The sequence below is a fragment of the Azospirillum aestuarii genome, assembly GCF_016632405.1.
Lineage (GTDB): Bacteria > Pseudomonadota > Alphaproteobacteria > Azospirillales > Azospirillaceae > Azospirillum > Azospirillum aestuarii.
Map to the genome: position 1 here is coordinate 448,191 of NZ_JAEPIV010000002.1, position 26,570 is coordinate 474,760.

A 26,570-nucleotide genomic window follows, 5' to 3' on the forward strand; every position below is an offset into this window, starting at 1 on the left:
CCCGCTCACCGCTCGATGGTGACGACTTCGCCGATCCGCGCCAGATCGATGGATCGCAGCACATCGCCCTGCAGCTTGCGGAGGACCAGCTTGATGTTGCGCTGCTCCGCCTCGTCCTGAAGGATCAGCAGCATGCCGATCCCCGCGGAGTCGATGAAGGTCAGCCCGTCCATGTCCAGGACGAAACGGCGCGTGCCCTCCCCGTTCAGCAGCTCCACGATGTCGGGAAGGCTGTCGTGATCGGTGAACTCCAACCGGCCGCTCAACAGCACCTCGATGGTTTCGGAGGAACGGCGCACCTGGAAATTCATGACATCCTCTTGTGTTGCACCGCGCAAGCGGCCCCCCGAACAGTAGTGCAAGGTTGCCACCCCCTCAAGCGACAAGTATCCATTGCGTCACTTTTGCCGATCGAAAGGAGAATTTTCACGCTCTCCACACCATAGACGACCGACACCGGTTGATAGTACAACCGCATGACCGGGAAAGGCGGCGCCGTGCCGCCGGTCCGCCCGGCTTGCGCCCCCGATTGCGGGATACCCTTCATGACGGTGATCGAGCAGGCGTGGAAGAAGGTGCCGACGGTGTCGGCGAAGTTCCTGCTGATCCTGATTCCCATCCTGATGCTGACAACGCTCGGCTTCTCCTCGATCTTCTTCTACGGCAAGTACAAGGACCTGCGCGGCGCCCTGCGCGACCGGATCGAGGCGGTGGCGGAGATCAACGCCGTCGCCCTGTCCTCCAGCCTGTGGGCGGTGGACGTTCCAGCCATCCGCAACATCATCCAGGCGATCTCCGTCAACCGCGAGCTTCTCTGCATCGAGGTGGCGGATGAGTTGGCCGACGGCCATTTCGCATGGCCGGAGGCCGACTGCCGTCCCTTCGCCGGACGCGAGGCCGTGCGCCGTCCGATCCAGGTGCAGAACCGGCGGCTCGGCACGCTGACGCTTTATTTCAGCTACGCTCCGGTGGACGAGCAGATCCGGCAGGAGATGGTCAACACGCTGTGGCTCCTGCTGCTGATGCTGGTCGGCACGCTGGTCACCGCGCTGACCGCCCACCGGCTGACCATCGGCGTGCCGCTGGGCCGGCTGATCGCGTCGATCCGCACCGCGGAGCAGGAGCATCCGCGCCAGCCCGTGCACTGGTCCTCCGCCGACGAGCTGGGGCGGGTGATCACCGCCTACAACGGCATGCTGACCCGGCTTGACGAGGAGGAGGCCGCCCTGCGCCAGAGCGAGGAGCGGCTGGGGCTGGCCATCGCCGCCACCCGCTCCTCGGTCTGGGATTACGACCTGCGGACCGGTGAGTACTGGTGGTCGAGGGAGTTTCCAGCCCTGCTGGGCTACGGCCCGGCCGAGCTGGCGATGACAGCGCGGACCTGGGAATCGCTGATCCATCCCGAGGAGCGGCGGCGCGTCATCGCGGAATCCCGCAGCCGCGTGCGCGACAAGGACAGCGCCTATGCCACCGTCTACCGCATGCGCCGCCGCGACGGCGGCTGGAGCTGGATCGAGGACCGGGCGACCGCCCTGCGCGACGGCGAGGGAACCGCGGTCCGCCTGACCGGCACCATGTCCGACGTGACGGAGCGCATGCAGGCCGAACGGGATCTGGCGCGCGAGCGGAACGTCCTTCAGATCACGCTCGACAACACCGACCAGGGCATCATCATGGTGGACCGCCACCTGCGGGTCGTCATGTCCAACCGCCGCGCGGCGGAGCTTCTCGACGTGCCGGCAGCCTTCCTCGCCCGCAACCCGCTGTTTCTCGAGATCATCCGGCTCCAGCGCGCCCAGGGCGCCTTCGAGGATTTCAGCATCGACCCCGACCTGGAACTGGACGAGACCGCCGTGGTTCCCGACCAGCCCTTCGCCTTCAAGCGGCGGCGGCCCGACGGCACGATCATCGAGGTGCGGTCCAACCCGCTGCCGGAGGGCGGCTTCGTCCGCACCTTCACCGACGTGACGGTGGAGGCGCGCTCCGCCGAGGAGGTGTTCCACGCCATGGAGGCGCTGGAGACCGCCTACGCCGACCTCAAGGAGACCCAGAACAGCCTCGTCCAGGCGGAGAAGATGGCCTCGCTCGCCCTGCTGGTGGCCGGCGTCGCGCACGAGATCAACACGCCTGTGGGCATCGCCTACAGCTGCTCCACCCATCTGGCCTCGAAGACGCGGTCGCTGACCGAGGCCTTCGCGAAGGGCGCCATGAAGAAGTCCGACCTGACCGCCTATGTGGCGGCGGCGGGCGAATCCTCGCGGCTGATCGAACAGAACCTGACCCGCGCGGCGGAGCTGATCCAGAGCTTCAAGCGCGTCGCCGTCGACCAGACCAGCCAGGAGCGCCGCCGCTTCGACCTGCGCTCCTATCTGGACGAGATCATCACCTCGCTGGGACCGCGCCTGCGCAAGAGCCCGCACCGCATGACCGTCGCCTGCCCGGACGGCATCACCATGGACGGCTATCCCGGCGCGCTCAGCCAGGTCATCACCAATCTGGTCATCAACGCGCTGACCCACGCCTTCCCCGACGGCCGCGAGGGCACGATGGCGCTGAGCGTGGAGGAGTTGCCGGACAGCGAGCTGGACATCCGCTTTTCCGACGACGGGGTCGGGATCGCCCCGGACAATCTGCCCAAGGTGTTCGAACCCTTCTTCACGACCAAGCGCGGCACCGGGGGCAGCGGCCTCGGCCTCCACATCGTCTTCAACCTCGTGACGCAGTCGCTGGGCGGCCGGATCTCGGTGGACAGCCCGGCCCCAAACTCTCCCATAGGCGGGGGCACCAGCTTCCTCCTGCGGGTTCCCGTGACGGCGCCCCGGATGGCCAGCGCCCCGGAGGACGCAGCATGACCGACGAGCTGATCGTGCCCGACTCGGATCCGGACACCGACGACGAGATCTTGTTCGCCGACGAGGAGGGCGAGGACGGGGACGAAACCCCGCCCTGGCCGATCCTGGTGGTCGACGACGAGGACGACGTCCATTCCATGACCGCCCTCCTGCTGGACGACGTGGAATTCCAGGGCCGCCGGCTGGAGCTGATCGGCTGCCGCTCCGCCGCCGAGGCCCGCGCCGTCCTGCGCGCCCGGCGGGACATCGCCGTCATCCTGCTGGACGTGGTGATGGAGGAGGACGACGCCGGGTTGACGCTGGTCCGTTGGATACGCGGCGTGCTGGGAAACCTCGACGTCCGCATCATCCTGCGCACCGGCCAGCCGGGGCAGGCGCCGCAGCGCGACGTGATCGTCGGCTGCGACATCAACGACTACAAGTCGAAGGCCGACCTGTCGGCGGAGGGGCTGTTCACCGCGGTGATCGCGGCGCTGCGCGCCTACGACCACATTCGCTTCATCGAGACCAAGGTGGCCGAACGCACGCACGAGCTGCGGCAGAGCCGCGAGCAGATGCGCGCCATCCTGGAATCGAGCCCGGTCGGCGTCTGCGCCTACACCCACGACGGCGTCCTCCTGACGTGCAACGACCGGCTTGTCCATCTGCTGGGCGTGCCGAAGGAGCGGCTGGTCGGCGTCTCCATCGCCGACCTGTTCATCGAGCCGGACAACACCGAGGCGCACGAGACGCACTGGACCTTCTTCCGGCGCTCGCTGCGCGACGCCGAGGTGCGGGTGCGGCGAGCCGACGGGTCCATCTTCTGGGCGCTGGTGTCGGTGGACCCGACGCTGCTCGACGGCCGCCCGGTCCATCTCGCCTGGGTCTACGACATCACGCGGCGCAAGCTGGCCGAGCGCCAGATGGAACGCGCCAAGGAGCAGGCGGAGCAGACGACCACCGCCAAGTCCGCCTTCCTCGCCACCATGAGCCACGAGATCCGCACCCCGATGAACGGCGTGCTTGGCATGCTGGAGTTGCTGGAGCGCACGCCGCTGGACGGCGGGCAGCGCGACACCGTGGCGACCATGCGGGAATCGGCGACCTCGCTCCTGCGGATCATCGACGACATCCTCGACTTCTCGAAGATCGAGGCTGGCAAGATGGACCTGGAGCAGGTGCCCGTCTCCGTCCCCGCCCTGGTCGAGGGGGTGGCCGACACGCTGGCCCCGGCGGCGCGGGCCAAGGGGCTGGCGCTGCTGACCTACGTGGAGCCGGCGATTCCGCCCTCGTTGATCGGCGATCCGGTGCGGCTGCGCCAGATCCTGTTCAACCTGTGCGGCAACGCCATCAAGTTCACCGAGCGCGGGCGCATCGTCGTGCAGGCCACCCTGGCCACAAGGACGGATGGCAACCGTCAGGGCGGCACCCGGCTGCGCATCGAGGTGGCGGACACCGGCATCGGCATTTCCGAGACGGCGCGCCGCCAGCTCTTCCAGCCCTTCACCCAGGCGGAAAGCTCGACCGCCCGGCGCTTCGGCGGCACCGGGCTGGGCCTGTCGATCAGCCGGCGGCTGGTCGCGCTGATGGGCGGGACGATCGGGGTGGACAGCGCGCCGGGGGCGGGTTCGACCTTCTGGGTGGAACTGACGCTGAGCGACGCGGCCGACCCCGCCCCGCCCGAACTCATGGCGGTACCGGAAGAGGCGGATCTCTCCGGCCTGACCGTCCTGGTCGGCCTGCCGGGCACGGAGGAGCGCCGGATCGTCGCCCGTTATCTGGAAGCCGCAGGGGCGCGCGTTCTGGCCGCCGGGGAACCGGACGCGCTGGCCGAACAGGCCCGCATGGCCCAAGCGGACCGCGGCGCGCTCAGCGTCGTGGTGGTGGACGAGGCGCTGCACACCCCCGCCGCCGCCCAGGCGCCGCAACTGCTGGGCCGCCGCGTCGGGGAAGCGCAAGTGCCGACGGTGCTGCTGCAGGACTCCCCGGCCATCGGCGGCCGCCCCGCCGACGGGTCGGTCCCGGTGAGCCGACCGGTCCGCCGCACGTCCCTGGTGCGCGCCGTGGCGGTGGCCGCCGGGCGCACCCTGACGGACGCCACGTCCTGCGAAGGTCGACCGCCCGCAGCCCCCTGCGCCCCGGCACCGCTGAGTCCGGAGCACGCCATCGCCGAGGCGGAGGCCCGCGGGCGGCTGATCCTGGTGGCGGAGGACAACGCCATCAACCGCAAGGTCCTGCAGATGCAGCTGACCTCGCTGGGCCACACGGCGGAGCTGACCACCGGAGGGGCGGAGGCCCTGGCCGCGCTGGGGCGGCGGCGCTACGCCCTGCTGCTGACCGACGTCCAGATGCCGGAGGTGGACGGGTTCGAGCTGACCCGGCGCATCCGCGCGGCGGAGCGCGCCACCGGCGCCCATCTGCCGATCGTCGCCCTGACCGCCAACGCCGCCCCGGCGGACATCGAGAGCTACCGCGCGGCCGGCATGGACGAGGCGTTGAGCAAGCCGCTGGATCTGGCGAAGCTCGACGCCGCGCTGTCCCGCTTCCTGCCGCCCGCGGTGGCGGACCCGGTGACGCCGCGCCCTTCCTCTCCACCGTCGGAAACCCCGCCCCCGATCAAGTTGGATGTGCTGCGCCAACTCTGCGGCGAAGACCAAGCGTTGATGGTCGAGTTGCTGAACGACTTCGTCGGCATCGGCCGCCACATCGCGGACGAGGTCGCCGACGCCGTCGCCGCGCGGAACGGAACGGCGATCCGCGCCGGCGCCCACAATCTGAAGGGCTGTTCCCGCAACGCCGGGGCGACACCGCTCGGCGATGCCGCGCAGGCGCTGGAGCAGGCGGTGATGCAGGACGCCCCCTGGGAGCGGGTGACCGAACTGGCCGCGGCGCTGGAGCAGGCGATACGGGAGGTCGAACGCTTCATCGCCGCGGCATCGGACCTCTGAACGTCCTCAAAACATCCTTTGTCCGTTCGAACCGGCGCGCGATTGGGGTATCGTCCCCGCGACCCGCCACGCCGCGAGACGCGCATGAACCGCCGCCAGTTCTCCAGCCTGCTGCTCTCCCTGCCGGTGCTTCCCTACGCCGCCCCGATCGCCGCGCAGGAGAAGGTTCCCGCCCTGGGGGAGGAGCTGACCCCCTTCGGCGCGGTGCGCGGCGCCAGCCGGACGCGGGCCATCCCGCCTTGGAAGGGGGGGCTGACCCGTGTTCCCAACGGCTGGAAGCCGGGCAGCCATCTGCCCGACCCCTACGACGAGGATGGGCGCTGGTTCACCGTGGGTCCCGCGGACATCGACCGTTACAAGGTCCGCCTGTCCGCCGGCCTCCAGGCGATGCTGACCAAGTATCCGTCCTTCGAGATCCCGGTCTTCCCCAGCAACCGCAGCGCCGCCGCTCCCCAGCGCGTCTACGACGAAACGATCGGGAACGCCAAACGCGCCAAGCTGGGCGAGAACGGTCTGGCGCTGAGCGGGGCGCGGGTGGGGGTGCCCTTCCCCATCCCGGCCAACGGCGTGCAGGCGATGTGGAACCACATCCTGCGCTGGCGCGGCAATTCCTTCAGCCGCACCGGCGCCACCGTCCTGCCGGAGGCCGGCGGCATCTACACCGCGGCGGTCTACCGCGAGGACTGGCAATCCAGCTACGCCGCCGGGATCGACGGCGGCCGTCCCTTCCACTACCGGCGCACCACCCTGATGCCCAAGGCGGAGGCCGGGACCACCCTGCTGCTGCACGGGACGCTGAACCCGATCCAGTCCGGCTTCGCCGCCTGGTTCCGGCAGGGAGAGACCGGCAAGCCGGTCCGCGCGTCCGACTTCGCCTACGACACGCCGGACCCGGCCAGCGGCGGCATCCGCACCGCCGACATGCTGGACATGTTCGGCGGCCCGCTGGACCGGTTCGATTTCGCCCTGGTGACGCGGCGGGAGATGTATGTGCCCTACAACGCCAGCCGGATGAACACGCCCGGTCTGGCGCCGGTGGATTTCCTATGGCTGGGCCACCCCAACCCGCAATTCCTGCGCTACGAGATGCACCGGGTGTGGATCGTCGAGGCGCGGTTGAAGTCCGGCTTCCGCCACGCCCTGCCGGAGCGCACCTATTATCTGGACGAGGATTCCTGGCAGATCGTCATGGCCGACCATTACGACGCCAAGGGCGATCTGGTCCGCTACGCGGAGGCGCACGGGATCGCCTATCCCCAGGTGCCCGTCTTCGCCCCGGCCTTGGAGATCACGTACGACCTCGCGGGCGACCGCTATGTGGTGAACGGCCTCGACAACCAGCTCGCCCCGCCGGACTTCGCCAAGCCCCTGCGCTCCGAGGACTTCGCCCCGGAAACGCTGGAACGCAAGCGCCGGCCCTGGTGAGAAGACGGGAGGAGGACGGCGGTCAGTGGCGGACCGGACCGGCCACCCACTGGCTGACGATGGTTTCCGCCTGGAAGGGCGGGGTTTCCGGATGGTGGTAGCGGAAGACGGTCACCGCCGCTTCCAGCGCGTAACGCTCCGGCTGGCCGCAGTCGCACAGGCCGGCGTAGCAGCGCTGGACCGCGTCGCGGCAATTCAGGGTCACCGCCGGGTAGGGGTCGATCGTCAACCAGCGCATGCTTTTCATCGACGCTCCCCGCCATCCGCAGCGTTGCCGTCCAGGGTGTTGCCGCCGTCGAGAGACTCGCCGTCGAGCGGAACGCCGTAGATTTCCAGCCGGTGACCGACGATGCGGTAGCCCAGCTCCCGCGCGATGCGCTCCTTCAGCGCCTCCAGCTCCGGGCTGGCGAATTCGATGATCCGCCCGCTGCGCGTGTCGATCAGGTGGTGGTGATGGTCGGTGGACGCCTCTTCATAGCGGGCGCGCCCGTCGCCCAGGTCCACCTTCTCGATCACCTGCGCGTCTTCGAGAAGGCGCATGGTCCGGTAGACCGTGGCGATGGAGATGCGCGGGTCGATCAGGACGGCGCGGCGGTGGACCTCCTCCACGTCGGGATGGTCCTCCGACTCCGACAGGACCTGGGAGATGACCCGGCGCTGGCCGGTCATCTTCAGTCCCTTTTCCAGGCACAAGGATTCGAGACGCGACGTCATTGCCCCACCGCCTTTGCCATCCGTTCCGGCACCGCCCCCCGCGATCCGGGGCGCCATGCTGCAGCGCCAACCATAATACTGAAATTCATTCGCAATCCTATACCCCGTTTTTTTGTCCGGGAATTCACGCGGCAAAAAGCCGCACTTCGTGCAAAGCGGCGCCCCCGCCCCCACTCTCCTCCGCCACGGCAGCCCGGCACAGGGACATTTCCGGTCCGAAACCCGGCCAAGGTCCTTGTTTGCTTGCCAAAAGCCGCCCCACCGCCTATGTGTGGTCGGTCGATTTTGCTTTGGGGCTGCCGGCTCCTCGTCGTCCCGGTACCGGCGCCGCTTGCGCCTTCCCACGGTGAATTGATGGCTCCGCGCACTCCCGCGGCGGAGCGCCCCAAGCCACGCCGCCCCGGCAATGTCCGGGCACGGCCCAGGTGCAGCCTCTGTTCACGTGACCAGGACCCTCCCCGTATGACCGAATTCAGTGGCCTCGGCCTGATCGAGCCCCTTCTGCGCGCCGTCGCCGAAGAGGGTTACCAGACCGCCACGCCGATCCAGGCCGGCGCCATCCCCGTTCTTCTGGAAGGCCGCGACGTGCTCGGCCTCGCCCAGACCGGCACCGGCAAGACCGCCGCCTTCACCCTGCCGATCCTCCAGCGGCTGTTCCAGAACAAGAAGCGGACGCAGGCCAAGGCGCCGCGCACGCTGATCCTGACGCCGACGCGCGAGCTGGCGCTGCAGATCGGCGAGAGCTTCCGCACCTATGGCCGGCACCTGCCGATCCGCCGCACGGTGATCCACGGCGGCGTCGGGCAGAGCCCGCAGGTCGCGGCACTCGCCCGCGGCATCGACGTGCTGGTGGCGACGCCGGGCCGCCTGCTGGACCTGATGGCCCAGAAGCAGTGCGTGCTCGACCAGGTCGAGATCTTCGTTCTCGACGAGGCCGACCGCATGCTCGACATGGGCTTCATCCGCGACGTGCGGAAGGTGGTCGCGGTCCTGCCGAAGCAGCGCCAGACCCTGCTGTTCTCCGCCACCATGCCGGAAGCCGTGGTCGAGCTGGCGCACAGCATCCTGACCGACGCCGAGCGGATCGAGGTGGCGCCGCAGTCCACCACGGTGGAGCGCATCGCCCAGCGCGTGCTGTTCGTGGACCGCGCCGACAAGCGCCGCCTGCTCGCCGACCTCCTCCAGGAGGGCGCCATGGAGCGGACGATCGTCTTCGCCCGCACCAAGCACGGCGCCGACCGCATCGCCGACCATCTGAAGAAGGCCGGCGTCCCGGCCGACGCGATCCACGGCGACAAGTCGCAGTCGGCCCGCGTGCGGGCGCTGGAGTCCTTCCGCAGCGGCGACCTGAAGGCGCTGGTGGCGACCGACATCGCGGCGCGCGGCATCGACATCGACGGCATCACGCACGTCATCAACTTCGACCTGCCGAACGAGCCGGAAAGCTACGTCCACCGCATCGGCCGCACCGCCCGCGCCGGCACCGACGGCAGCGCGGTGTCCTTCTGCGACGCGGAGGAGGTGGCCTATCTGAAGGCCATCGAGAAGACCATCCGCCAGCCGGTTCCGGCGGACCACGACCACCCCTACCACGCGTCGGTGGTCGCGGCGATCCACGCCTCCTCCGCCAAGCCGCCGAAGCCGGCGCCCAAGCAGCCCCGTCCGGGCCGCGGCCAGCCCCAGCAGCAGCCGGGTGGCGGCAAGCCGCAGGGCCAAAGGGCTCAGGCACCGAAGGCCCAGGGCGCGAAGCCGCAGGCGCCCCAGGGCGCGCGGGTTGCCGGCGCCACCGGCGACCAGCCGCTGAAGGCCAAGGTGTCGGCCAACCAGCAGAACCGCCACAACCGCCGCCCCGCCCCGCACGGCGGTCAGCCGGGCGGGAACAAGCGGTCCGCGGCCTGATCCTGCCGGGCGCGCGGCGGGGTCACCGCCCGCCGCGCGCCGTCCGATTCGCCGCGGCCTGCTCGTCGATCACCGCGCCACGGGTCGGCGCGGCGCCGCTGTCACCGTAGCGCTGGATCTGGGCGCTTCCTCCAAGCTGTTTCGCGATGGCAGCGGCGATCACATCCCGCCGCTGCGCTTCGGACAGGGCCGCGGTCTGCCGCTCCAGCGCGGTCCAGTCGAGCCGCGCCGCAAGCCCGTTGCTCATCTGCGTCTGCCCGTCCCGCCAGACGGCGGCGACGACCTGACCGCCCTGCCGGAACACGGTGTGGGCCTGCACGGCGCGGCTGCGGGCCGCGACCGCCGGGTCCACGGCGTTCGGGTCGCCGGCGATCCTCATCTGCTGCTGAAAGGCGGAATCGCCGACCCCGACCCGCGCCATCATGTCCGGCGTGGCCTTGGTCGCCGCCGAAAAGCGGGTGACCGCGCCACCGTTCAGTGCGTACGCGCCCGACGGACCATATCCCGGCGCGGAGACGGACAGGCTGCTCATGAAGCACTCCCTGGTTGATCTTCGATCCCTTTTCGACAACCTTCTCTGTAGCAGTTTCCATGCCATCCCCAGCGACGCCTGACCGCAGGCGCTCGCCGAAGCGGAAGGGGGAGGGGCGTGGGCCGAATTTTCCCGGCAAGGGTGAAGGAAATGCCGATGGCATCGAACCATTTCCTTGCCCATCGAACAAAAGCCGCCGCGATCGCCGCGGCGGCTTTGTCGTTTCGTGGCGATGGCCCGGTCAGAGCAGCGTCGTCAGATTGGCTGCGTAGGAGTCGGAGCTGTACAGATACTCGATGGTGTTGTTGCCACCCAGATAGAAGTCCTGGATGATCACGCCATCATTCAGATAGCCGTCGCTGAAATCGGCCACGCTGGAGATCCACAGGTCGTTGCTTCCCGTCGGGCGGAAGAAGGCGAGATTGGCCATCGTCACATCGGTGAAGTACACGACGTCGGACGTGCCGCCGCCGTAGCCTGGCATCCCGGCTTCCGACTTGTCGTCGTTGATGAGATCGACGCCGCCATTCGCCGAATGATAATAGACGTCGTTGCCCGCCCCGCCGTACAGCGTGTCGTCACCGGCTTCGCCCAGCAGGTGATCGTTCCCCGAGCTGGCCAGAAGGCTGTCGCTCCCGTTGCCGCCATACAGCGTGTCGTTGCCGTCGTCGCCGACCAGAATGTCGTTTCCGTTGAAGCCGTAGAGAAGATCGGCTCCGCTCCCGCCCTGGATCAGGTCGGGATAGCTGCTGCCATACACGGTGTCATTGCCGGCGCCCGCCGCGGAGCCGTTGGCGTTCTCGTACGGCCCAGGAACCAATCCCCGCAGATCGATCACTTCGGACGCGGACGTTCCATTGATAACGCTCATGTCGAATCCCCACTTATTTTATGCATCTTTCAATGAATGTCCGGAAAATTTCTTCATTTGACTGACCGCTGGTTTTCACCGGATCGGTCGATCATGGTCTCCGAACAGAGGCTTCCCAGCTTGCGCTCGGTTCTGCACACAACAGCACATGATTGAACACAATACGTGGAATGCTCTCCCTACGAGATCTGTCACGGGACAAATAAAGAGTCAACAACAATAAATTACACACAAGAGCACGAATTTCGTTACTTACCTATCTAATCAAAATCAAAATACGAAATCAGCGAAGAGAACAACATGCCTATGTCGGCGATTTTCATCCTGCTTTCTATTGATACACGAACGAAGCGAGGAACCGGCCGCGTGTCGACATGAAAAGGCCCTCCACCCGATGGGGAGGAGGGCCAGCGTTCCGTTGAAAGACGATAAATTCCTACGCGGCCATCACCGCGCGAAAATCTGCCCCATGTCCTGGAAGCTCTTGAATTCCAGGGCGTTCCCGCTCGGGTCGAGGAAGAACATGGTGGCTTGCTCGCCCACCTGGCCCTTGAAGCGGATCTGCGGCTCGATGAGGAATCGCACCCCCTCGGCCTTCAGCCTGTCGGCCAGCGCGTGCCAATCGTCCCAGTCCAGGATCACCCCGAAATGGCTGGCCGGCACCTCCTCGCCATCCACCGGGTTGGTGGCGCGGCTGCCGGCCTCCTCCGTCACATGAGCCACCACCTGATGGCCATAGAGGTCGAAGTCGATCCAGCGGTCGGATTCCCGCCCCACCCCGCAGCCCAGCAGGCCGGCGTAGAAGGCGCGCGCCTCCTCCTTGTCGCGGACGGGGAAGGCGAGGTGAAAGGGCGGAACGGGTTTGCGGTTGGTTGCGTTCATGCTCGTCGGGGCCTTCGCCCCCTCCCTGCTGGTGGTTCCCTAACCAACTCAATCCGCCAAACGCCGTCCCGTCTCGGCATCGAACAAGTGCAGGGCGTCGGGCGGCGCGCCGACGCGCAGGGTCTCGCCTTCGCGGCAGAACGGCAGACCGGCGACTCGGACCACCATTCCCTCCCCGTCCGGCAGGCGGCCGTAGACCACCGTGTCGGCGCCCAGCGCTTCCACCAGATCGACCGTGACGATCAGCGGCCCGTCGCCGGACGTGACGGCCAGATGCTCCGGCCGCACGCCCAGCTTGATCGGCCGCCCGGCCATGTCGGGCCGCGGGCGCGGCAGAAGGAAGGCGGTGCCGCCGGGCAGCGCCACCCCCTGCCCGGCGGCGTCGAAGCGCGCGTCCAGCACGTTCATCGGCGGCGACCCGATGAAGCCGGCCACGAACAGGCTGGCCGGGCGCTGGTAGACCTCCAGCGGCGTGCCGACCTGCTCCGCCACCCCGTGATTCATCACCAGGATGCGGTCGGCGAGCGTCATCGCCTCCACCTGATCGTGCGTCACATAGAGGCTGGTGATGCCCAGTCGGTCCTGGAGCCGCTTGATCTCGACGCGCATCTGGGTGCGCAGCTTGGCGTCCAGGTTGGACAGCGGCTCGTCGAACAGGAAGGCGGCGGGCTCGCGCACGATGGCGCGGCCCATGGCGACGCGCTGGCGCTGCCCGCCGGAGAGCTGGCTGGGCCGGCGGTCGAGGAAGCGGCCAAGCTCCAGGATCTCCGCGGCCTTCGCCACGCGCGCCTGGATCTCCGCCTTGGGCAGGCCGCGGATTTTCAGCCCGTAGGCCATGTTGTCGAACACGCTCATGTGCGGGTAGAGCGCGTAGTTCTGGAACACCATGGCGATGTCGCGGTCCTTGGGCTCCAGCCCGTTGACCACCCGCCCGCCGATGGCGATCTCGCCGCCGGTGATGCTCTCCAGCCCGGCGACCATGCGCAGCAGCGTGGATTTGCCGCAGCCCGAGGGGCCGAGCAGCACGAGGAACTCCCCGTCCGCGACGCCGATGTCGATGCCCTTGATGGCCTCGACGGCGCCGTAGGACTTGCGGACCCGATTCAGATCGACCGTTGCCATTTCTTATTTCTCGCTGTCCACAAGGCCTTTGACGAACCAGCGCTGCATCAGCACGACCACCGCCACCGGCGGCAGCATGGCCAGCACCGTCGTCGCCATGATGAGGTTCCAGTCGGTCGCGGCCTCGCCGTTGCCGATCATCTTGGTGATGCCGATGACCACCGTCTCCATCTCCGCGCTGTTGGTGATCAGCAGCGGCCACAGATACTGGTTCCAGCCGTAGATGAAGAGGATGACGAACAGCGCCGCGATGTTGGTGCGCGACAGCGGCAGCACCACGTCCACGAAGAAGCGCAGCGCCCCCGCCCCGTCGATCTTCGCGGCCTCCACCAGCTCGTCCGGGATGGTCAGGAAGAACTGCCGGAACAGCAGCGTCGCCGTGGCCGAGGCGATCAGCGGGATGGTCAGCCCGGCGTAGCTGTCGATCAGCCCGAGGTTGGCCACCACCTCGTAGGTCGGGATGATCCGCACCTCGACCGGCAGCATCAGCGTGATGAAGATCATCCAGAAGAAGACCATGCGCAACGGGAAGCGGAAGAAGGCCACCGCGTAGGCCGAGATGATCGAAATGGCGATCTTGCCCAGCGCGATGACCAGCGCCATGACGAGGCTGTTCCACATCATGATGCGCACGGGCGTGTGCATGACGCGGTTGCCCTGCGATTCGCTCCAGGCCGAGGCGTAGTTGTTCAGCATCTCCCCGCCCGGCGTCAGCGGCAGGTTGCCGCGCCCGATGGTGGCGGCGTCCCAGGTCGAACCGATGACCGTCACGTAGATCGGGAAGGCGAAGATCAGGACGCCCAGCATCAGGATCAGGTGCGGGACCATGTCCATCAGGCGCCCGCCGGAGCGCGGATTGGCGCGGTCGCGGGTCATGAGTAATGCACCTTGCGCTCGACGAAGCGGAACTGGATGGCGGTCAGCGCGATGACGATGACCATCAGGATCACCGACTGCGCCGAGGAGCCGCCCAGGTCGTGGTTGACGACGCCGTCCTGGTAGACGCGGAAGATCAGCGTCTCGGTCGCCTTGCCCGGCCCGCCGTGGGTCAGGGCGTGGATCGTGCCGAAGGTCTCGAAGAAGGCGTAGACGATGTTCACCACCAGCAGGAAGAAGGTGGTCGGCGACAGCAGCGGGAAGGTGATCGTCCAGAAGCGGCGCACCGCCCCCGCCCCGTCGATGCTCGCCGCCTCAAGGACGGAGCGCGGGATGGCCTGCAGCCCGGCCAGGAAGAAGATGAAGTTGTAGGAGACCTGCTTCCAGCTCGCCGCCAGGATGACCATGGTCAGCGCCTGCCCGTCGTTCAGCCGGTAGTCCCAGGCGTAGCCGAGGTTGTTCAGCGCGCGGCCCAGGATGCCGATGTCCGGGTTGAAGATGAACATCCACAGCACCGCCGCCACGGCGGGCGCCAGCGCGTAGGGCCAGATCAGCAGCGTCTTGTAGGCCGCCGCCGCCCGGATCTTCGCATCGGCCAGCACCGCCAGCCCCAGCGCGGAGGCCAGCGACAGGAGGGTCACCGACGCGCTGAAGACGATGGTGGTCTTGACCGTCTCCAGATAGTTCGGGTCGCTCAGCACCGCCTGGAAATTCTCCAGCCCGACGAACTGGCTGCGCAGGCCGAAGGCGTCCTGGAGGTGGACCGACTGCCACAGCGCCTGCGCCGCCGGCCAGATGAAGAAGATCAGCGTCACCGCCACCTGCGGCGCCAGCAGCAGGTAGGGCAACGCCCTGTTGTCGAAAATCACGCGACGTTGCATGGAATCCCTTTCAACCCTCTCCCCTCCGGGGAGAGGGTGGCCCGAAGGGCCGGTGAGGGGGTTGTGCATCGCGGAACGCCCGGCATAAGCACAAGCCCCTCACCCCTGCCCTCTCCCCGCTTTCGGCGGACCAAAGGTCCGCCTGTCGCGTCAGCGCAAACGGAGTTTGCGCGTGAGCGGAGCGGAGGGGGAGAGAACACTCAGTTCTTGTTGGCGCGCTCGAAGTTGCGCAGGACCGTGTCGCCACGCTTCACCGCGTTGTCCAGCGCCTGCTGGGCGGTCTGCTGGCCCTGGAACGCCCGCTCCATCTCCTCCTGGATGATGTTGCGGATCTCCGGCAGGTTGCCCAGCCGCAGGCCCATGGTGTTCTCCGTGGTGGCCGTGCGGGTCAGCTGCTCCGCCGGCACCTCGGCACCGGGGTTCTTGTCGTAGAAGCCTTCCTTCTTCGCCAGCTCGAAGCCCTGCAGCGTCACCGGGACGTAGCCGGTGTCCATGTGCCACTTGGCGTCCACCTCCGGACGGGCGAGGTAGCTGAAGAAGGCGGCGACGGCCTTGTACTCGTCGGCGGTGCGCTTGGGCGAGGTCATCACCCAGAAGGCGGCGCCGCCGATGATCGAGTTCTTCGGCGAGGCGATGGCGTCCGGCCAGTAGGGCAGCGGCGCCGCGCCCCAGGCGAACTTGGCCTCCTTGACGATGCGCCCGCGCAGGCCCGACGAGGCCTGGATCATCGCGCACTCACCCGACGGGAACAGCGAGTCCGCGGCGTTGTCGCGGCCGCCGTAGCGCAGCGCGCCTTCCTTCTGCAGGTCGATCAGCGTCTGGAGATGCTTCACGAAGAACGGGTCGTTGATCTTCAGCGTGGCGTTCAGCCCGCCGAAGCCGTTGGCCTCCGACGCGAAGGGCTTGTCGTGAAGCGCGCCGACCTGCTCGAACTGCGTCCAGGTCGGCCAGGAGAAGGTCATCGGGCAGGTCACGCCCGCCGCCTTCAGCTTGCGCGCCGCGTCGGCCACCTCCGGCCAGGTCGCCGGCGGCTTGTTGGGGTCGAGCCCGGCCTTCTGGAAGGCGTCCTTGTTGTAGAAGGTGATGGTGGTGGAGCTGTTGAACGGCAGGGCCATCATCTTGCCGTCCTTGGAGCTGTAATAGCCCCGGACCGCCGGGATGTAGGCCGCGGCGTCGAGCCCCGACCCCGTCTCGCTCATCAGCTGGTGCACCGGCTTGATGGCCGGGCCGGCGGACAGCATGGTGGCGGTGCCGACCTCGAACATCTGCACGACGTGCGGGGCGTTGCCGGCGCGGAAGGCGGCGATGGCCGCCTGCATCGTCTCCGGATAGCTGCCCTTGAAGGTCGGGTTGACCTGGACCTTGTCCTGGCTGTCGTTGAAGCCCTTCACCACCTGCTCGAGCTGGCCGCCGAGCGGCTGGGGCAGGCCGTGCCAGAATTCGACGACGGTCTTCTGCTGGGCGTAAGCGGCGCCGGTGAAACCGGCGGCGAGCGCGAAGGCGGCCGTCGAGACGGCGAGCTTGCGGCGGGTCAGCATGGTGGTCTCTCCCTGGAACCAATCGATTGCGTGATGTGCTGACATGCAGGGCGCGGGTTGCGGTCCCGCGACGGTCTTGTGAAGATTTGGTGACGTGTCCGGAACACGCGCGCAGGGGCGCGCCGCATCCGCTCCTCGCGGTTGCAACGTTGATCCTGCGTAAGGCATGGAACGGGACTTAAGGCGGTGGCGGATGTTGCGCCGGCATCGATGGTTTTCCTCCCCGCATGTGTGTTTCTTTTTTGCAAGCCTTAAGGACAGAGGGGGAGGCTGTCAATCAGCCGTACGTATCAGTACGGACTATCACCTTTACGTCATCTCTCGGGGTGCCATGTTTGGGCGAGCGCCCACAGCGCGGAGTCGTCCCGGCACAGGGACCCGGCCAGTTGCGACAGGCTGTCCCCCATCAGGCCGGAGGAGCGCAGCAGGCAGTAGGACCGGCTCGGCGCCGACAGATAGAGCGACGCCGTCGGGGCCGCGACCGGCGGCGCGGGATACAGCGCGGCGGGCGGCGGGCAGTAGTAGGGCTGCGCACCGGGGTTGTAGCCGGGCACCAGCCGGTCCAGGCCGGGCCGGGGACCGAAGACACAGCCGCGCTGGTCCCAGTCCAGGCTTGTCGTCTGCGCGGCGGCGGGCAGGACGACGAAGGCGGCCATCGTCATCCCCGCCAGACAACCGGCCAGCCGGCACCCTGCTTTGCGATGCATGCTTCCCTCCGATCCCAGGCCGCGCCCATGGCGCACCCAGACCATGACGCCGGGGCCGGCGGGCCGTGAACGGCCCCGGCCTTCGGAGGAAGTATGCGCGCTCCATCGACGCCCGGCGCGGCGCCGATGGACGGGTCGGCAAGCGCAAGCGAGGACGGCGCTCTCTGTTCGTTCGGTGGGAAGGAGGAAAGGCGGCTCCCCGCCCCGTCACGCCGCGCTGCTGTTCTCGACCGGCAGTTCCTCGGCGCTCTCCGCCGCCAGCGGGACTTCCACCGCGAAGACGGACCCCTTGCCGGGCACCGAGCGCAGCGAGACCGGCAGGCCCAGCAGAGTCGCCAGACGCCGGACGATGGCGAGGCCGAGCCCCAGCCCGTGCCGACGGTCGCGGTTCGGGTTGCCGAGCTGGCGGAAGTCGTCGAAGATCGCCGACTGGTCGGCGGGAGCGATGCCGATGCCGGTGTCCCACACCTCGATGCGCAGAGCCCCGCCGCGCCGCCGCGCCGCCAGCAGCACGCCGCCCGACTCGGTGAAGCGCAGGGCATTCGACAGGATCGGGCGCAGAAGCTGCTCCAGCAGCACCGGGTCGGTGCTCACCTCCGCGTCCGCGGGGCGGACGTTGAAGCGCAGGGCCTTGGCGTCGGCCTCCGGCGCGAACTCGTTGAGCAGGCGGCCCAGCGTCTCGTCGATGGGGAAGGTCTGCACCTGCCTCCGGACCAGCCCGGCCTCCAGCTTCGACACGTCCAGCAGGGCGCGCAGGAGCGCTTCCGCCGCCTCGATCGACATTTCCAGCTTCTCGCCCAGATCGCGCGCGCCGGGATCGGTCAGGCGCCCCATCAGCAGATGATGGAACAGGTGCATGGCCTGGAAGGGCTGGCGCAGGTCGTGACTGGCGGCGGACAGGAAGCGCCCGATGGCGGTCCGTCCCGTCTCGGCCTCCTCGCGGACCCGCTCGGTTTCGGCCTTCGCCCGCTCGGCCTCGGCGCGGGCGGCGGCCAGCGCGGCGGCGTTGGTGTCGGCGATGGCGGCGACCGCGGTGATCACCCCGTCCGCGTCGCGCACCGGGCTCAGCACCATTTCGCCGCGGGGAAGCAGGCCAAAGGCCGACACCGGGACCCCGGTGAGGACAACACGGCGGACCTGTGCCTCGACCTGGGAGACGATGGCCGCCGGAACACCCAGCTCGGTCAGTTCCCTGCCGTCCACCTCCTCCGGCAGGCAGCCGAAGGCAGCGGCGAAAGCCTGATTGACCACGAGAAGCCGCGCGTCCAGCCCAAGCAGAGCGTGAGCGGCGCCGTTGGCGGAGATCAGAGCCTCAAGCCAGATCGCACGATCCGTCATATGACTTTCGGTTGAGTTCTTACCGGTATACTCGCCCACGACTTCACCACTTACACTGAGATTTCAGCGCATTTATTCGGCCACTTGGCCTACGAAGTCAAATATCACATGCAAAACTCACTTGGGACAAATTCCGTTTGAATGTGAAGGACAACGGCCCCATTGGCCCCGGCCGGCCATGCGGGCTATAAGTCAGGTATGCTCTTCCGCCGCAAATCCCACCCCTCCAAAACCCAGGCCAAACCCCAGGCTCCCCGCGCGAAGGCCCCGCGCGCCCTGGCCGTCGCCGGCCTGCCCGTGCCGCTGGAGCTGCGGGAAAGCGCCCGCGCCCGCCGGATGACCCTGCGGGTGGACGCCGGACGCGGGCTGATCCAGGTGGTGATTCCGGTGGGTGTTCCGGAGGAGGAAGCGCTGCGCTTCGTCGGGCGGCACGACGGCTGGGTCCGGGCGCGGCTGGCCGCCCTGCCGCCGCAGCTTCCCTTCACCGACGGAGCGACGGTGCCCTATCTGGGAATCGACCACGTCATCCGGCACAGCCCCGACCTGCGCGGGGCGACGCGACGGGAGGACGGCGCGATCCTGGTCGGCGGCCGGGCGGAGCATGTCGCCCGCCGGGTGCGCGACTTTCTGATGGCGGAGGCGCGGCGCGAGCTGGCCGAACGCTCGCGCGCCAAGGCCGCGCTGATCGGCGCGCGGGTCGCCGCCGTCACCGTGCGCGACACCAAGAGCCGCTGGGGAAGCTGTTCCGCCACCGGGCGGCTCTCCTTCTCCTGGCGGCTGATCCTGACGCCGGAGGCGGTGCTGGATTACGTGGTGGGGCACGAGGTGGCGCATCTGCGCGAGATGAACCACTCCCAGCGCTTCTGGACGCTGTGCGCGCAGTTGACCGGCGATGTGCGCACGCCCCGCCTCTGGCTGAAGGCCAACGGCACGCGGCTGCTGCGGTATGGCGAGGGAGCGGAAATGGTTTCACCTGCAAATGACGGTCATGCCGAAACGCCGTGAGGGGGTCGCGCCGAGGCTCTGCTAGAGTGCGCCTCCCCCACCGTTCCCGGCCCGACCTCTTCCATGCCCCGTCCCGATTCCCTGACCGTCCGCGTGCTGCTGACGGCGCTCGTCGCCTTCGGCCCGCTGTCCACCGACCTCTATCTGCCGTCCCTGCCCACGCTGGTCACCGTGTTCGACACGGACATCGCCACGGTCCAGTTGACCCTGTCGGTCTTCCTCGCCGGTTTCGCGGTGTCGCAGCTCGTCTACGGGCCGGTGTCCGACCGGTTCGGGCGGCGGCCCGCCCTGCTCGGCGGCATCCTCATCTATCTGGTGGCGAGCGCCGCCTGCGCGCTGACCGACGACATCGAGACACTGATCGTCGCGCGCTTCTTCCAGGCGCTGGGCGCCTGCTGCGGCCCGGTGGTGGCGCGGGCGGTGGTGCGCGACGTCTTCGGGCGCGACCGGGCGGCCACCGTCCTGGCCTATATGGCGATGGCGATGACGCTGGCCCCCGCCGCCGGCCCCATCCTCGGCGGCGTCCTGACGGAGTGGTTCGGCTGGCGGAGCAATTTTCTGCTGCTGACCGGCTTCGCCGCCCTGATCCTGGCCGCCACCTGGGCCCTGATGGGCGAGACCAACGCCAACCGCGACGAGACGGCGCTGCAGCCCGGCCGGCTGCTCGCCAACTACTCACGCCTGCTGCGCGACCGCGGCTTCGTCGGGCAGATGCTGACCGTGGCCTTCGCCTACAGCGGCATCTTCGCCTTCATTTCCGGGTCCAGCTTCGTGCTGATCGGGCGGCTGCACCTGACGCCCGCGCAGTTCGGCGCGAGCTTCGGCGTGGTGGTGCTGGGCTACGCGGTGGGCTCCTTCCTCGCCGGGCGGCTGAGCGCGCGGCTGGGCGGGCCGCGGATGATCCGCACCGGCACGGCGGTTTCGCTTGCCGGCGGGCTGATGGGGGTGGGGCTGGCACTGGGCGGGGTGCTGCATCTGGCGGCGGTGGTGGCGCCCGTCTTCCTCTTCATGCTGGGGGCCGGGCTGACCCTGCCCAACGCCATGGCCGGGGCGGTCGGCCCCTACCCGATGATGGCCGGGCTGGCCTCTTCCCTGGTCGGCTTCGTGCAGATGACCGTTGCGGCGCTGATCGGCGTGGTGATCGGGCACACCCACGCGGACAGCCAGCTTCCCATGATGACGGCCATCGGGCTGGTCGCCCTGGGCGCCGCACTGTCCCACCGGCTTCTGGTCACTCCTCGCGCTTGACGGAGTCCGGTATCCAGCGCAGGGCGTAGGAGAAGACGATCGTGACGGCGAGGCAGAGCGCCAGCGCCATGCCCGCCAGCACGTAGAACCCTGCCCCGCAAGCGATGCCCAGCGCGCCCGCCATCCAGATCAGCGCCGCGGTGGTCGCCCCGCGCACCGTGGTCCCGGCGCGGAACATCACCCCGGCGCTGATGAAGCCGATGGCCTGGGCGATACCCTGGATGACGCGGGTGGGGTCCATGTCGCCCCCACCGCCCCCACCGCCGCCCCTATGCCCGGCCATGCCCCAATAGAGTTCCAGCGCGACCAGAGTCGTCACCGCCGCGCTGATCGCCACCAACGTGTGGGTGCGCAGCCCCGCCGCCTTGCCGCGGATCTCGCGGTCGAGTCCCAGCGCCGCCCCGCAAACCGCCGCCGCGGCCAGCCGGGCCGCCATGTCCCAGACCGGAATGGCCGTACTCAAGTCCATGTTATTCCTCCCTATTTTTACCTTTGCGTAACGCTTGCTACTTTTTTGCGCCCGGTCGCATTTTTCACTTTAAAAGGCGGCCCGTTCGATCTATGTAACCGCAACTCGCAAGCGCACGTGCCGCTGGCCCGCCCCTCGTCCTTTTCGAGATGTGGTTATGCAACGACGTAACGCGTGATCCCCGACCGTCCCTTAAGCAAGGCGGCGTCTTGGAGGTTACGATGGTTCATGTTGTTGTGGGTGGGCGCCGGCTCACCCGTCTCCGACTCTTTCCGGTTCTGTCCAGTTCGGCTCTTCCCCGCAAGGCGACGCGGCAGTCCAGTATGGGCGGCCTGAACGCCTGACCGTCTTTTCTTTCTGACCGGTCAGCAGCGTTCGGCCGCTCCGCCCCTGCTATTTCACAATTCGTCCGACACCTTCATCTTGCGTCCGGGAGACTGAGATGACCGAAAAGATTGCGCGCTTTTTCGAAGAGCAGCGCCCGCAGACCCCGTGCCTCGTCGTCGATCTGGACGTCGTGGAAGCGAACTACCACGACCTGGAGGAAGCGCTCCCGGACGCCCGGATCTTCTACGCCGTGAAGGCCAATCCGGCGCCGGAGATCCTCGGCCTGCTGACCCGTCTGGGCTCTGCCTTCGACACCGCCAGCGTCCCGGAAATCCAGATGGTGCTGGCCGCCGGCTGCGCGCCGGAGCGCATCTCCTACGGCAACACCATCAAGAAGGAAGCGGACATCCGCCGCGCCTTCGAGCTGGGCGTCCGCCTGTTCGCCTTCGACAGCGAGGCGGAGCTGGAGAAGATCGCCCGCGCCGCCCCCGGCGCCCGCGTCTTCTGCCGCATCCTGACCTCCGGCGAGGGCGCCGAGTGGCCGCTGTCGCGCAAGTTCGGCTGCGACCTCGCCATGGCGCGGGAGCTGCTGCTGAAGGCCAAGGGCATGAACGTCGTTCCCTACGGCGTGTCCTTCCACGTCGGCTCGCAGCAGAAGGACCTGATGCAGTGGGACCACGCCATCTTCCAGGTGGCGCAGCTGTTCCGCGAGCTTGAGGTGCTGGGCGTCGATCTCGGCATGATCAACCTGGGCGGCGGCTTCCCGACCCGCTACCGCACCGACGTGCCGGAGACCACCGCCTACGGCCAGGCCATCTTCGAGTCCCTGCGCACCCACTTCGGCAACCGCCTGCCGGAAGCCATCGTGGAGCCGGGCCGCAGCATGGTCGGCAACGCCGGCATCATCGAGAGCGAGGTCGTCCTCGTCTCCCGCAAGTCGGCCAACGACGTGAAGCGCTGGGTCTATCTGGACATCGGCAAGTTCAGCGGTCTCGCCGAGACGATGGACGAGGCGATCCAGTACCCGATCCAGGTGATGGGGGACGATGAGGAGGGCGACAGCGAGGCGGTCGTCCTGGCCGGCCCGACCTGCGACAGCGCCGACGTGCTCTACGAGCGCGCCGAGTACAAGCTGCCGATGGACCTGAAGGCCGGCGACCGCGTGCGCATCCACGCCACGGGCGCCTACACGACCACCTACTCGGCGGTCTGCTTCAACGGCTTCGCCCCGCTCCAGCAGATCTGCATCTGATCGAGCGGCGGTTGGGTTCAAGAAAAAGGCCCCTCTTCCTTCGGGAAGAGGGGCCTTTTCTTTTGGCCGCTCGCGAGAATACCAAGCCCCAGACGCGAAAAGGGCCGCTCCCTTAGACAGGGGCGGCCCTTTTCCTTGCGGTCTCCCGCAGCCGTGACGGCGGCATCAAGCCTTCCAGAACGGCTTGCTGATCTCGCCTTCGACGTCGATCTGGGAAATCCCGATGTCGTGCAGCATCCGGTCGTCCAGCCGAGCCAGCTCGCGGCGGGTGATGGTGCGCTGCCGCCACAGGGCGAACGTGTCCAGAACGCTGTCCAGCACATACGCCACCGGAGCAGGGCGCAGGGTACGGCCGACGGGGGCCGTGCGCAGAGCGATTGCCATGGTGGTCATCCTATCTTTGAAGGTCCCGAGGGGGCCTGCCGGAAGTGGCCGCCGCGCCCTCGCTTTGTGAGAAAGAATATTGCTCATCCCGCGCAAACCCGCCACCGCCATGTGGGTATGCGAGCCGTGTGCTTTCTCGATAGCTGTCGTAGGAATATCACCGATGCAGGAATAATGGGCCAATGCACAGTTTTTGGGCGTCACAAATTGTGCAGTTCACCAACAAACAGGGTTTAAAACAGAGCGCTGGACAGGCGTCGCGGTGCGTCCTACCTCTGGTTCCGACCGTCGTCCGACATCGAGTTCTTCCCATGATCGACACCATCGCCTTCGACGGCGACGACACGCTGTGGCACAACGAGTCCCTGTTCTCGATGACGCAGGACCGCTTCCGCGCGCTGCTCGCCAACCATTTGGCCGATCCCGCAGACATCGACCGGCGGCTGTTGCAGGCCGAGCGCGAGAATCTTCGCGTCTACGGATACGGCATCAAGGGCTTCGTCCTGTCGATGATCGAGACGGCGGTGGACCTGACCGACGGGCGCATCGGCGGGCGGGACATCCAGAGCCTCGTCGAGTTCGGCAAGGCGATGCTGGAACACCCGGTCGATCTGCTCGACGGGGTGCAGGAGGTGGTGGAGGGGCTGGCCGGGCGCTACCGGCTGCTGCTCGTCACCAAGGGCGACCTGTTCGACCAGGAAAGCAAGATCGCCCGCTCCGGCCTCGCCGAGCGGTTCGACGCCATCGAGATCGTCAGCGAGAAGGACCCGACCACCTACCGCCGCCTGCTCGACCGGCACGGGGTGGACCCGGCGCGCTTCGTCATGGTGGGCAATTCCGTGCGGTCGGACATCCTGCCCGTGCTGGCCGTCGGCGGCCACGCCGTCCATGTGCCCTACCATGTCACCTGGGCGCACGAGGTGGCCGAGCCGCCCACCGAGAACTACCGCCGCATCGACAGCCTGCACGGCCTGCCGCCGCTGCTCGCCGCCTGGTGAAAGGGAAACCGTGATGAGCTTCGCCCTGCTGACCGACCCCGCCCGCCCCGCCGTGGAACCCGAAACCGGCGGCCCGGCCGCCGACCGCGTCCTGTCCGGCGCCCCGGTCTTCACCACCTGGAACGAGTATGAATCGGCGGACGGCAAGCGCTTCGCCGGGGTCTGGCGCTCCACCCCCGGTTCCTGGCGGATCGTCTACGACGAGTGGGAATATTGCGAGATCCTGGAAGGGACCAGCGCCATCAGCCACGCCGACGGGCGCCGGTGGGAGGTTGGCCCCGGCGATCGCTTCACGCTGGAACCGGGTTTCGACGGTGTGTGGGAGGTGCTGGAGACCACGACGAAGCGCTATGTGGTCATCCTGCCCTGAGGGGCGCTCAGCCACGCTCCCCGAACAGGTGAACGGCGCCCAGGTCGGCGCGGTTCAGCACGACGACGGCCTTTCGCCCGATCTCCACCGCCAGCAGGCACAGCGCCATGATCGACACCACCAGGACGATCCGTGCGATGTCCCTCGCCCAGGCCCGCCGCTTGCGCCGTCGGGCGGCCAGATGCGTGGCCAGCTTCTGCCGCAAGGCGCTGCCGCGCCGCCCGTAGCCGCGCGTCCATCCACCCCAGCCACTCTCTATGGGCGGCGGATCATTCGGCGCGGGTGTCGTGGGAACGGGCAGTGCGGCGCCGCCCGCAGGCGGCGAATCGGCGTCAGGCGCGGTGGTCCGGCTGGCGGTCGCGCCGGGCGGGTCGGTCGCGGTCACGGCGGTCTTCCTGCGGCGGAGGAACGGTCGATGGGCCGTTATCTACGCCATTTTCATGAAAGCGCAACACGCCGCGCCCCGGCCCCCGGAAAGGACACGCGAAGGAAGCGGGGCCGCGGCGGATTGCCTCGCCCCGCCTCCACTGCGTCAGCGACGGCCGCGGGGATCGCGGCTCAGCCCCTTGGCCTCCAGCTCCGCCAGATACTCCGCCCACAGGCGGTCCTGGTCCTCGCCCAGCTCGTACAGCAGCTTCCAGGAGTAGATGCCGCTGTCGTGCAGGTCGTCGAAGACGATCCGCAGGGCGTAATGGCCGATGGCCTCCAGGCTCATGATGCCGACGTGGCGGCGGGCCGAGACGGTCTGCTTCTGGCCGGGACCGTGGCCCTGCACCTCGGCGCTGGGGCTGTGGACGCGCAGGAACTCCGCCGGATAGGAGAAGGTCCGGCCGTTGTCGAAATCGACCTCCAGCCGCTTCTCCTCCTTCTTCAGCCGGACTTCCACCGGCCAGTGCTTCGTGCCGAAGGCGTCCGACGCGAACCGCTCGTCGGACATCAGGCGGCCCCCGGCTTCCCGTCGAGGCTGCGGGCCTCGTCGATCAGCATGATCGGAATGCCGTCGCGGATCGGATAGGCCAGACCGGCGCGGTCGCTGATCAGCTCGGCGCGCTCGGCGTCGTAGCGCAGCGGCCCCTTGGTCAGCGGGCAGACGAGGATCTCCAGAAGCTTCGGATCGACGCGCGCCTGCGTCTTGCCGTCGGCGGGCGTGTTGTCGTGGGGGTGGGCGCTCATGGATCGGGCCTCGCAGTCGGAGAGTGCAACATCGTTTGCAGGAAACGGTCAGTGACGCAGAGCGCCGCCGCCGTCCCCCTCATGGCCGTCGAGAATGGCCATCTCGACCAGGGCGATCAAGAGCTTCGCGCGCTCCGGCAGATCCGGCGTCTCCAGAAGGGCCTGCTTTTCGCTGGGCGAGAAGGGGCAGATCATGGCCAGCGAGGTGACCAGCCGCTCGTCCGGCGTGCCGTCGATGGACTTCCAGTCGACCGACAGCCCCTGCATCCGGAAATAGCCCTTCAGCCCGGCCAGCAGACGCGGGCGATCCAGCCCGCAGCCGTCGGCCCCGCCGCGCTCCAGAGGGTCGATCAGGTCGCCGGAGAAGCGGTCCCAATCCGCGGCGACGCGGCGGTAGCCGCGCTGGCCCTCCAGTTCCCGCATGATGGCGAAGCGGCTGACCCCGGTCAGGGTGATGATGTAGCGGCCATCCTCGGTCTCGGCGAAGCTGGTGATCCGTCCGGCGCAGCCGGTGCCGTAGACCGCCGGCTCGCGCAAGCGGCAAGCCGGGTCGGTCGGCTGGACCATGCCGATCATGCGGTCGCCGGCCAGCGCGTCCTCGACCATCGCGAGGTAGCGCGGCTCGAAGATGTTCAGCGGGAGGCGCCCGCGCGGCAGCAGAAGGACCCCCGCAAGCGGGAAGATCGGAAGCTGCCGCGGGAAGCGGTCCGGTGACGGGTCGATGGGGTTCCGGCTCATGCGACGAATATAGAACCCCCGCGCACGGCGAACAGAGCGGCC

General features: G+C 68.2%; 27 protein-coding genes. 9 read left to right on the forward strand and 18 right to left on the reverse strand.

The genetic code is table 11. The annotated features are described in order from the left end of the window. Positions 1-5: 5 nt before the first annotated feature. Positions 6-311: an STAS domain-containing protein gene (locus JJL56_RS06760; RefSeq protein WP_200484667.1), complete on the reverse strand. Its 306-nt coding sequence runs from the start codon at positions 309-311 to the stop codon at positions 6-8. Positions 312-545: 234 nt separating this feature from the next. On the opposite strand from JJL56_RS06760, the gene JJL56_RS06765 reads away from it, so the two are divergent. The 3 genes from JJL56_RS06765 to JJL56_RS06775 all read left to right on the forward strand — a co-directional run bounded on the left by JJL56_RS06765 (position 546) and on the right by JJL56_RS06775 (position 7,204). Further along, complete coding sequence (locus JJL56_RS06765; protein ID WP_145622874.1) at positions 546-2,852, forward strand: PAS domain-containing sensor histidine kinase; 2,307 nt, start codon at positions 546-548, stop codon at positions 2,850-2,852. Then, positions 2,849-5,779, forward strand: coding sequence for a hybrid sensor histidine kinase/response regulator (locus JJL56_RS06770; protein WP_200484669.1), 2,931 nt, complete (start codon positions 2,849-2,851; stop codon positions 5,777-5,779). The genes JJL56_RS06765 and JJL56_RS06770 overlap by 4 nt, the downstream gene beginning before the upstream one ends. A gap of 84 nt (positions 5,780-5,863) precedes the next feature. Next, positions 5,864-7,204: a DUF1329 domain-containing protein gene (locus tag JJL56_RS06775; RefSeq protein WP_200484671.1), complete on the forward strand. Its 1,341-nt coding sequence runs from the start codon at positions 5,864-5,866 to the stop codon at positions 7,202-7,204. 22 nt (positions 7,205-7,226) lie between these two features. Here JJL56_RS06775 and JJL56_RS06780 read toward each other — a convergent pair whose 3' ends face one another. Continuing rightward, complete coding sequence (locus JJL56_RS06780; RefSeq protein ID WP_247889225.1) at positions 7,227-7,442, reverse strand: hypothetical protein; 216 nt, start codon at positions 7,440-7,442, stop codon at positions 7,227-7,229. Between the two features lie 5 nt (positions 7,443-7,447). Next, on the reverse strand, positions 7,448-7,918 hold the full coding sequence (locus JJL56_RS06785; RefSeq protein WP_247889226.1) for a Fur family transcriptional regulator: 471 nt from the start codon (positions 7,916-7,918) through the stop codon (positions 7,448-7,450). Between the two features lie 462 nt (positions 7,919-8,380). Between JJL56_RS06785 and JJL56_RS06790 the strand changes: the two genes are divergently transcribed. Beyond that, positions 8,381-9,817, forward strand: coding sequence for a DEAD/DEAH box helicase (locus tag JJL56_RS06790; RefSeq protein ID WP_200484673.1), 1,437 nt, complete (start codon positions 8,381-8,383; stop codon positions 9,815-9,817). 22 nt (positions 9,818-9,839) lie between these two features. Here JJL56_RS06790 and JJL56_RS06795 read toward each other — a convergent pair whose 3' ends face one another. From JJL56_RS06795 to JJL56_RS06835, 9 genes are all read right to left on the reverse strand, one after another. Then, positions 9,840-10,349: a hypothetical protein gene (locus JJL56_RS06795; RefSeq protein WP_200484675.1), complete on the reverse strand. Its 510-nt coding sequence runs from the start codon at positions 10,347-10,349 to the stop codon at positions 9,840-9,842. 241 nt (positions 10,350-10,590) lie between these two features. Beyond that, positions 10,591-11,220 (reverse strand): calcium-binding protein, encoded by a 630-nt coding sequence (locus tag JJL56_RS06800; protein ID WP_145622879.1) that lies wholly within the window; start codon positions 11,218-11,220, stop codon positions 10,591-10,593. A 447-nt stretch (positions 11,221-11,667) separates the two neighbouring features. Continuing rightward, on the reverse strand, positions 11,668-12,102 hold the full coding sequence (locus JJL56_RS06805) for a VOC family protein (RefSeq protein WP_145622880.1): 435 nt from the start codon (positions 12,100-12,102) through the stop codon (positions 11,668-11,670). A 48-nt stretch (positions 12,103-12,150) separates the two neighbouring features. Next, positions 12,151-13,224: a sn-glycerol-3-phosphate import ATP-binding protein UgpC gene (locus tag JJL56_RS06810; RefSeq protein ID WP_145622881.1), complete on the reverse strand. Its 1,074-nt coding sequence runs from the start codon at positions 13,222-13,224 to the stop codon at positions 12,151-12,153. Positions 13,225-13,227: 3 nt separating this feature from the next. Continuing rightward, positions 13,228-14,100: a sn-glycerol-3-phosphate ABC transporter permease UgpE gene (gene ugpE, locus JJL56_RS06815; RefSeq protein ID WP_145622882.1), complete on the reverse strand. Its 873-nt coding sequence runs from the start codon at positions 14,098-14,100 to the stop codon at positions 13,228-13,230. Next, a complete protein-coding gene (ugpA, locus tag JJL56_RS06820; protein ID WP_145622883.1) occupies positions 14,097-14,981 on the reverse strand; it encodes a sn-glycerol-3-phosphate ABC transporter permease UgpA in 885 nt (294 codons plus the stop codon). Before ugpA ends, ugpE begins: the two co-directional genes overlap by 4 nt. A gap of 200 nt (positions 14,982-15,181) precedes the next feature. Further along, the gene (gene ugpB, locus JJL56_RS06825) at positions 15,182-16,519 is read right to left on the reverse strand and encodes a sn-glycerol-3-phosphate ABC transporter substrate-binding protein UgpB (RefSeq protein ID WP_145622885.1); all 1,338 of its coding nucleotides are present in this window, start codon (positions 16,517-16,519) and stop codon (positions 15,182-15,184) included. A gap of 314 nt (positions 16,520-16,833) precedes the next feature. After that, a complete protein-coding gene (locus tag JJL56_RS06830; protein ID WP_145622886.1) occupies positions 16,834-17,226 on the reverse strand; it encodes a hypothetical protein in 393 nt (130 codons plus the stop codon). A 207-nt stretch (positions 17,227-17,433) separates the two neighbouring features. Further along, positions 17,434-18,564 (reverse strand): sensor histidine kinase, encoded by a 1,131-nt coding sequence (locus JJL56_RS06835; RefSeq protein WP_200484677.1) that lies wholly within the window; start codon positions 18,562-18,564, stop codon positions 17,434-17,436. Positions 18,565-18,762: 198 nt separating this feature from the next. Here JJL56_RS06835 and JJL56_RS06840 point away from each other — a divergent pair, with 198 nt between their 5' ends. Then, positions 18,763-19,569, forward strand: coding sequence for a M48 family metallopeptidase (locus tag JJL56_RS06840; RefSeq protein WP_145622888.1), 807 nt, complete (start codon positions 18,763-18,765; stop codon positions 19,567-19,569). Between the two features lie 63 nt (positions 19,570-19,632). Further along, positions 19,633-20,817: a multidrug effflux MFS transporter gene (locus JJL56_RS06845; RefSeq protein ID WP_145622889.1), complete on the forward strand. Its 1,185-nt coding sequence runs from the start codon at positions 19,633-19,635 to the stop codon at positions 20,815-20,817. On the opposite strand, the gene JJL56_RS06850 is transcribed toward JJL56_RS06845, so the two are convergent. Next, complete coding sequence (locus JJL56_RS06850) at positions 20,801-21,286, reverse strand: MgtC/SapB family protein (RefSeq protein WP_145622890.1); 486 nt, start codon at positions 21,284-21,286, stop codon at positions 20,801-20,803. The genes JJL56_RS06845 and JJL56_RS06850 overlap by 17 nt on opposite strands. Positions 21,287-21,728: 442 nt before the next feature. Between JJL56_RS06850 and JJL56_RS06855 the strand changes: the two genes are divergently transcribed. Further along, positions 21,729-22,865 (forward strand): type III PLP-dependent enzyme, encoded by a 1,137-nt coding sequence (locus JJL56_RS06855; RefSeq protein ID WP_145622891.1) that lies wholly within the window; start codon positions 21,729-21,731, stop codon positions 22,863-22,865. A 165-nt stretch (positions 22,866-23,030) separates the two neighbouring features. Here the strand turns inward: JJL56_RS06855 and JJL56_RS06860 are convergent, their stop codons facing one another. Then, on the reverse strand, positions 23,031-23,249 hold the full coding sequence (locus JJL56_RS06860; RefSeq protein WP_145622892.1) for a DUF1127 domain-containing protein: 219 nt from the start codon (positions 23,247-23,249) through the stop codon (positions 23,031-23,033). Positions 23,250-23,560: 311 nt separating this feature from the next. On the opposite strand from JJL56_RS06860, the gene JJL56_RS06865 reads away from it, so the two are divergent. Then, entirely contained in the window at positions 23,561-24,247 is a 687-nt protein-coding gene (locus tag JJL56_RS06865; RefSeq protein WP_145622893.1) for an HAD family hydrolase, read from the forward strand. 13 nt (positions 24,248-24,260) lie between these two features. Beyond that, positions 24,261-24,617, forward strand: a complete 357-nt coding sequence (locus JJL56_RS06870; RefSeq protein WP_145622894.1) for a cupin domain-containing protein — start codon at positions 24,261-24,263, stop codon at positions 24,615-24,617. A gap of 7 nt (positions 24,618-24,624) precedes the next feature. Here the strand turns inward: JJL56_RS06870 and JJL56_RS06875 are convergent, their stop codons facing one another. The 4 genes from JJL56_RS06875 to JJL56_RS06890 form a co-directional block, all read right to left on the reverse strand. Beyond that, complete coding sequence (locus JJL56_RS06875; protein ID WP_145622895.1) at positions 24,625-25,002, reverse strand: hypothetical protein; 378 nt, start codon at positions 25,000-25,002, stop codon at positions 24,625-24,627. A gap of 147 nt (positions 25,003-25,149) precedes the next feature. Then, the gene (locus JJL56_RS06880) at positions 25,150-25,554 is read right to left on the reverse strand and encodes a gamma-butyrobetaine hydroxylase family protein (RefSeq protein ID WP_145622896.1); all 405 of its coding nucleotides are present in this window, start codon (positions 25,552-25,554) and stop codon (positions 25,150-25,152) included. Further along, on the reverse strand, positions 25,554-25,790 hold the full coding sequence (locus JJL56_RS06885; protein ID WP_145622897.1) for a Trm112 family protein: 237 nt from the start codon (positions 25,788-25,790) through the stop codon (positions 25,554-25,556). The genes JJL56_RS06880 and JJL56_RS06885 overlap by 1 nt, the downstream gene beginning before the upstream one ends. A gap of 48 nt (positions 25,791-25,838) precedes the next feature. Next, complete coding sequence (locus JJL56_RS06890; RefSeq protein ID WP_145622898.1) at positions 25,839-26,528, reverse strand: LON peptidase substrate-binding domain-containing protein; 690 nt, start codon at positions 26,526-26,528, stop codon at positions 25,839-25,841. Positions 26,529-26,570: the final 42 nt, after the last annotated feature.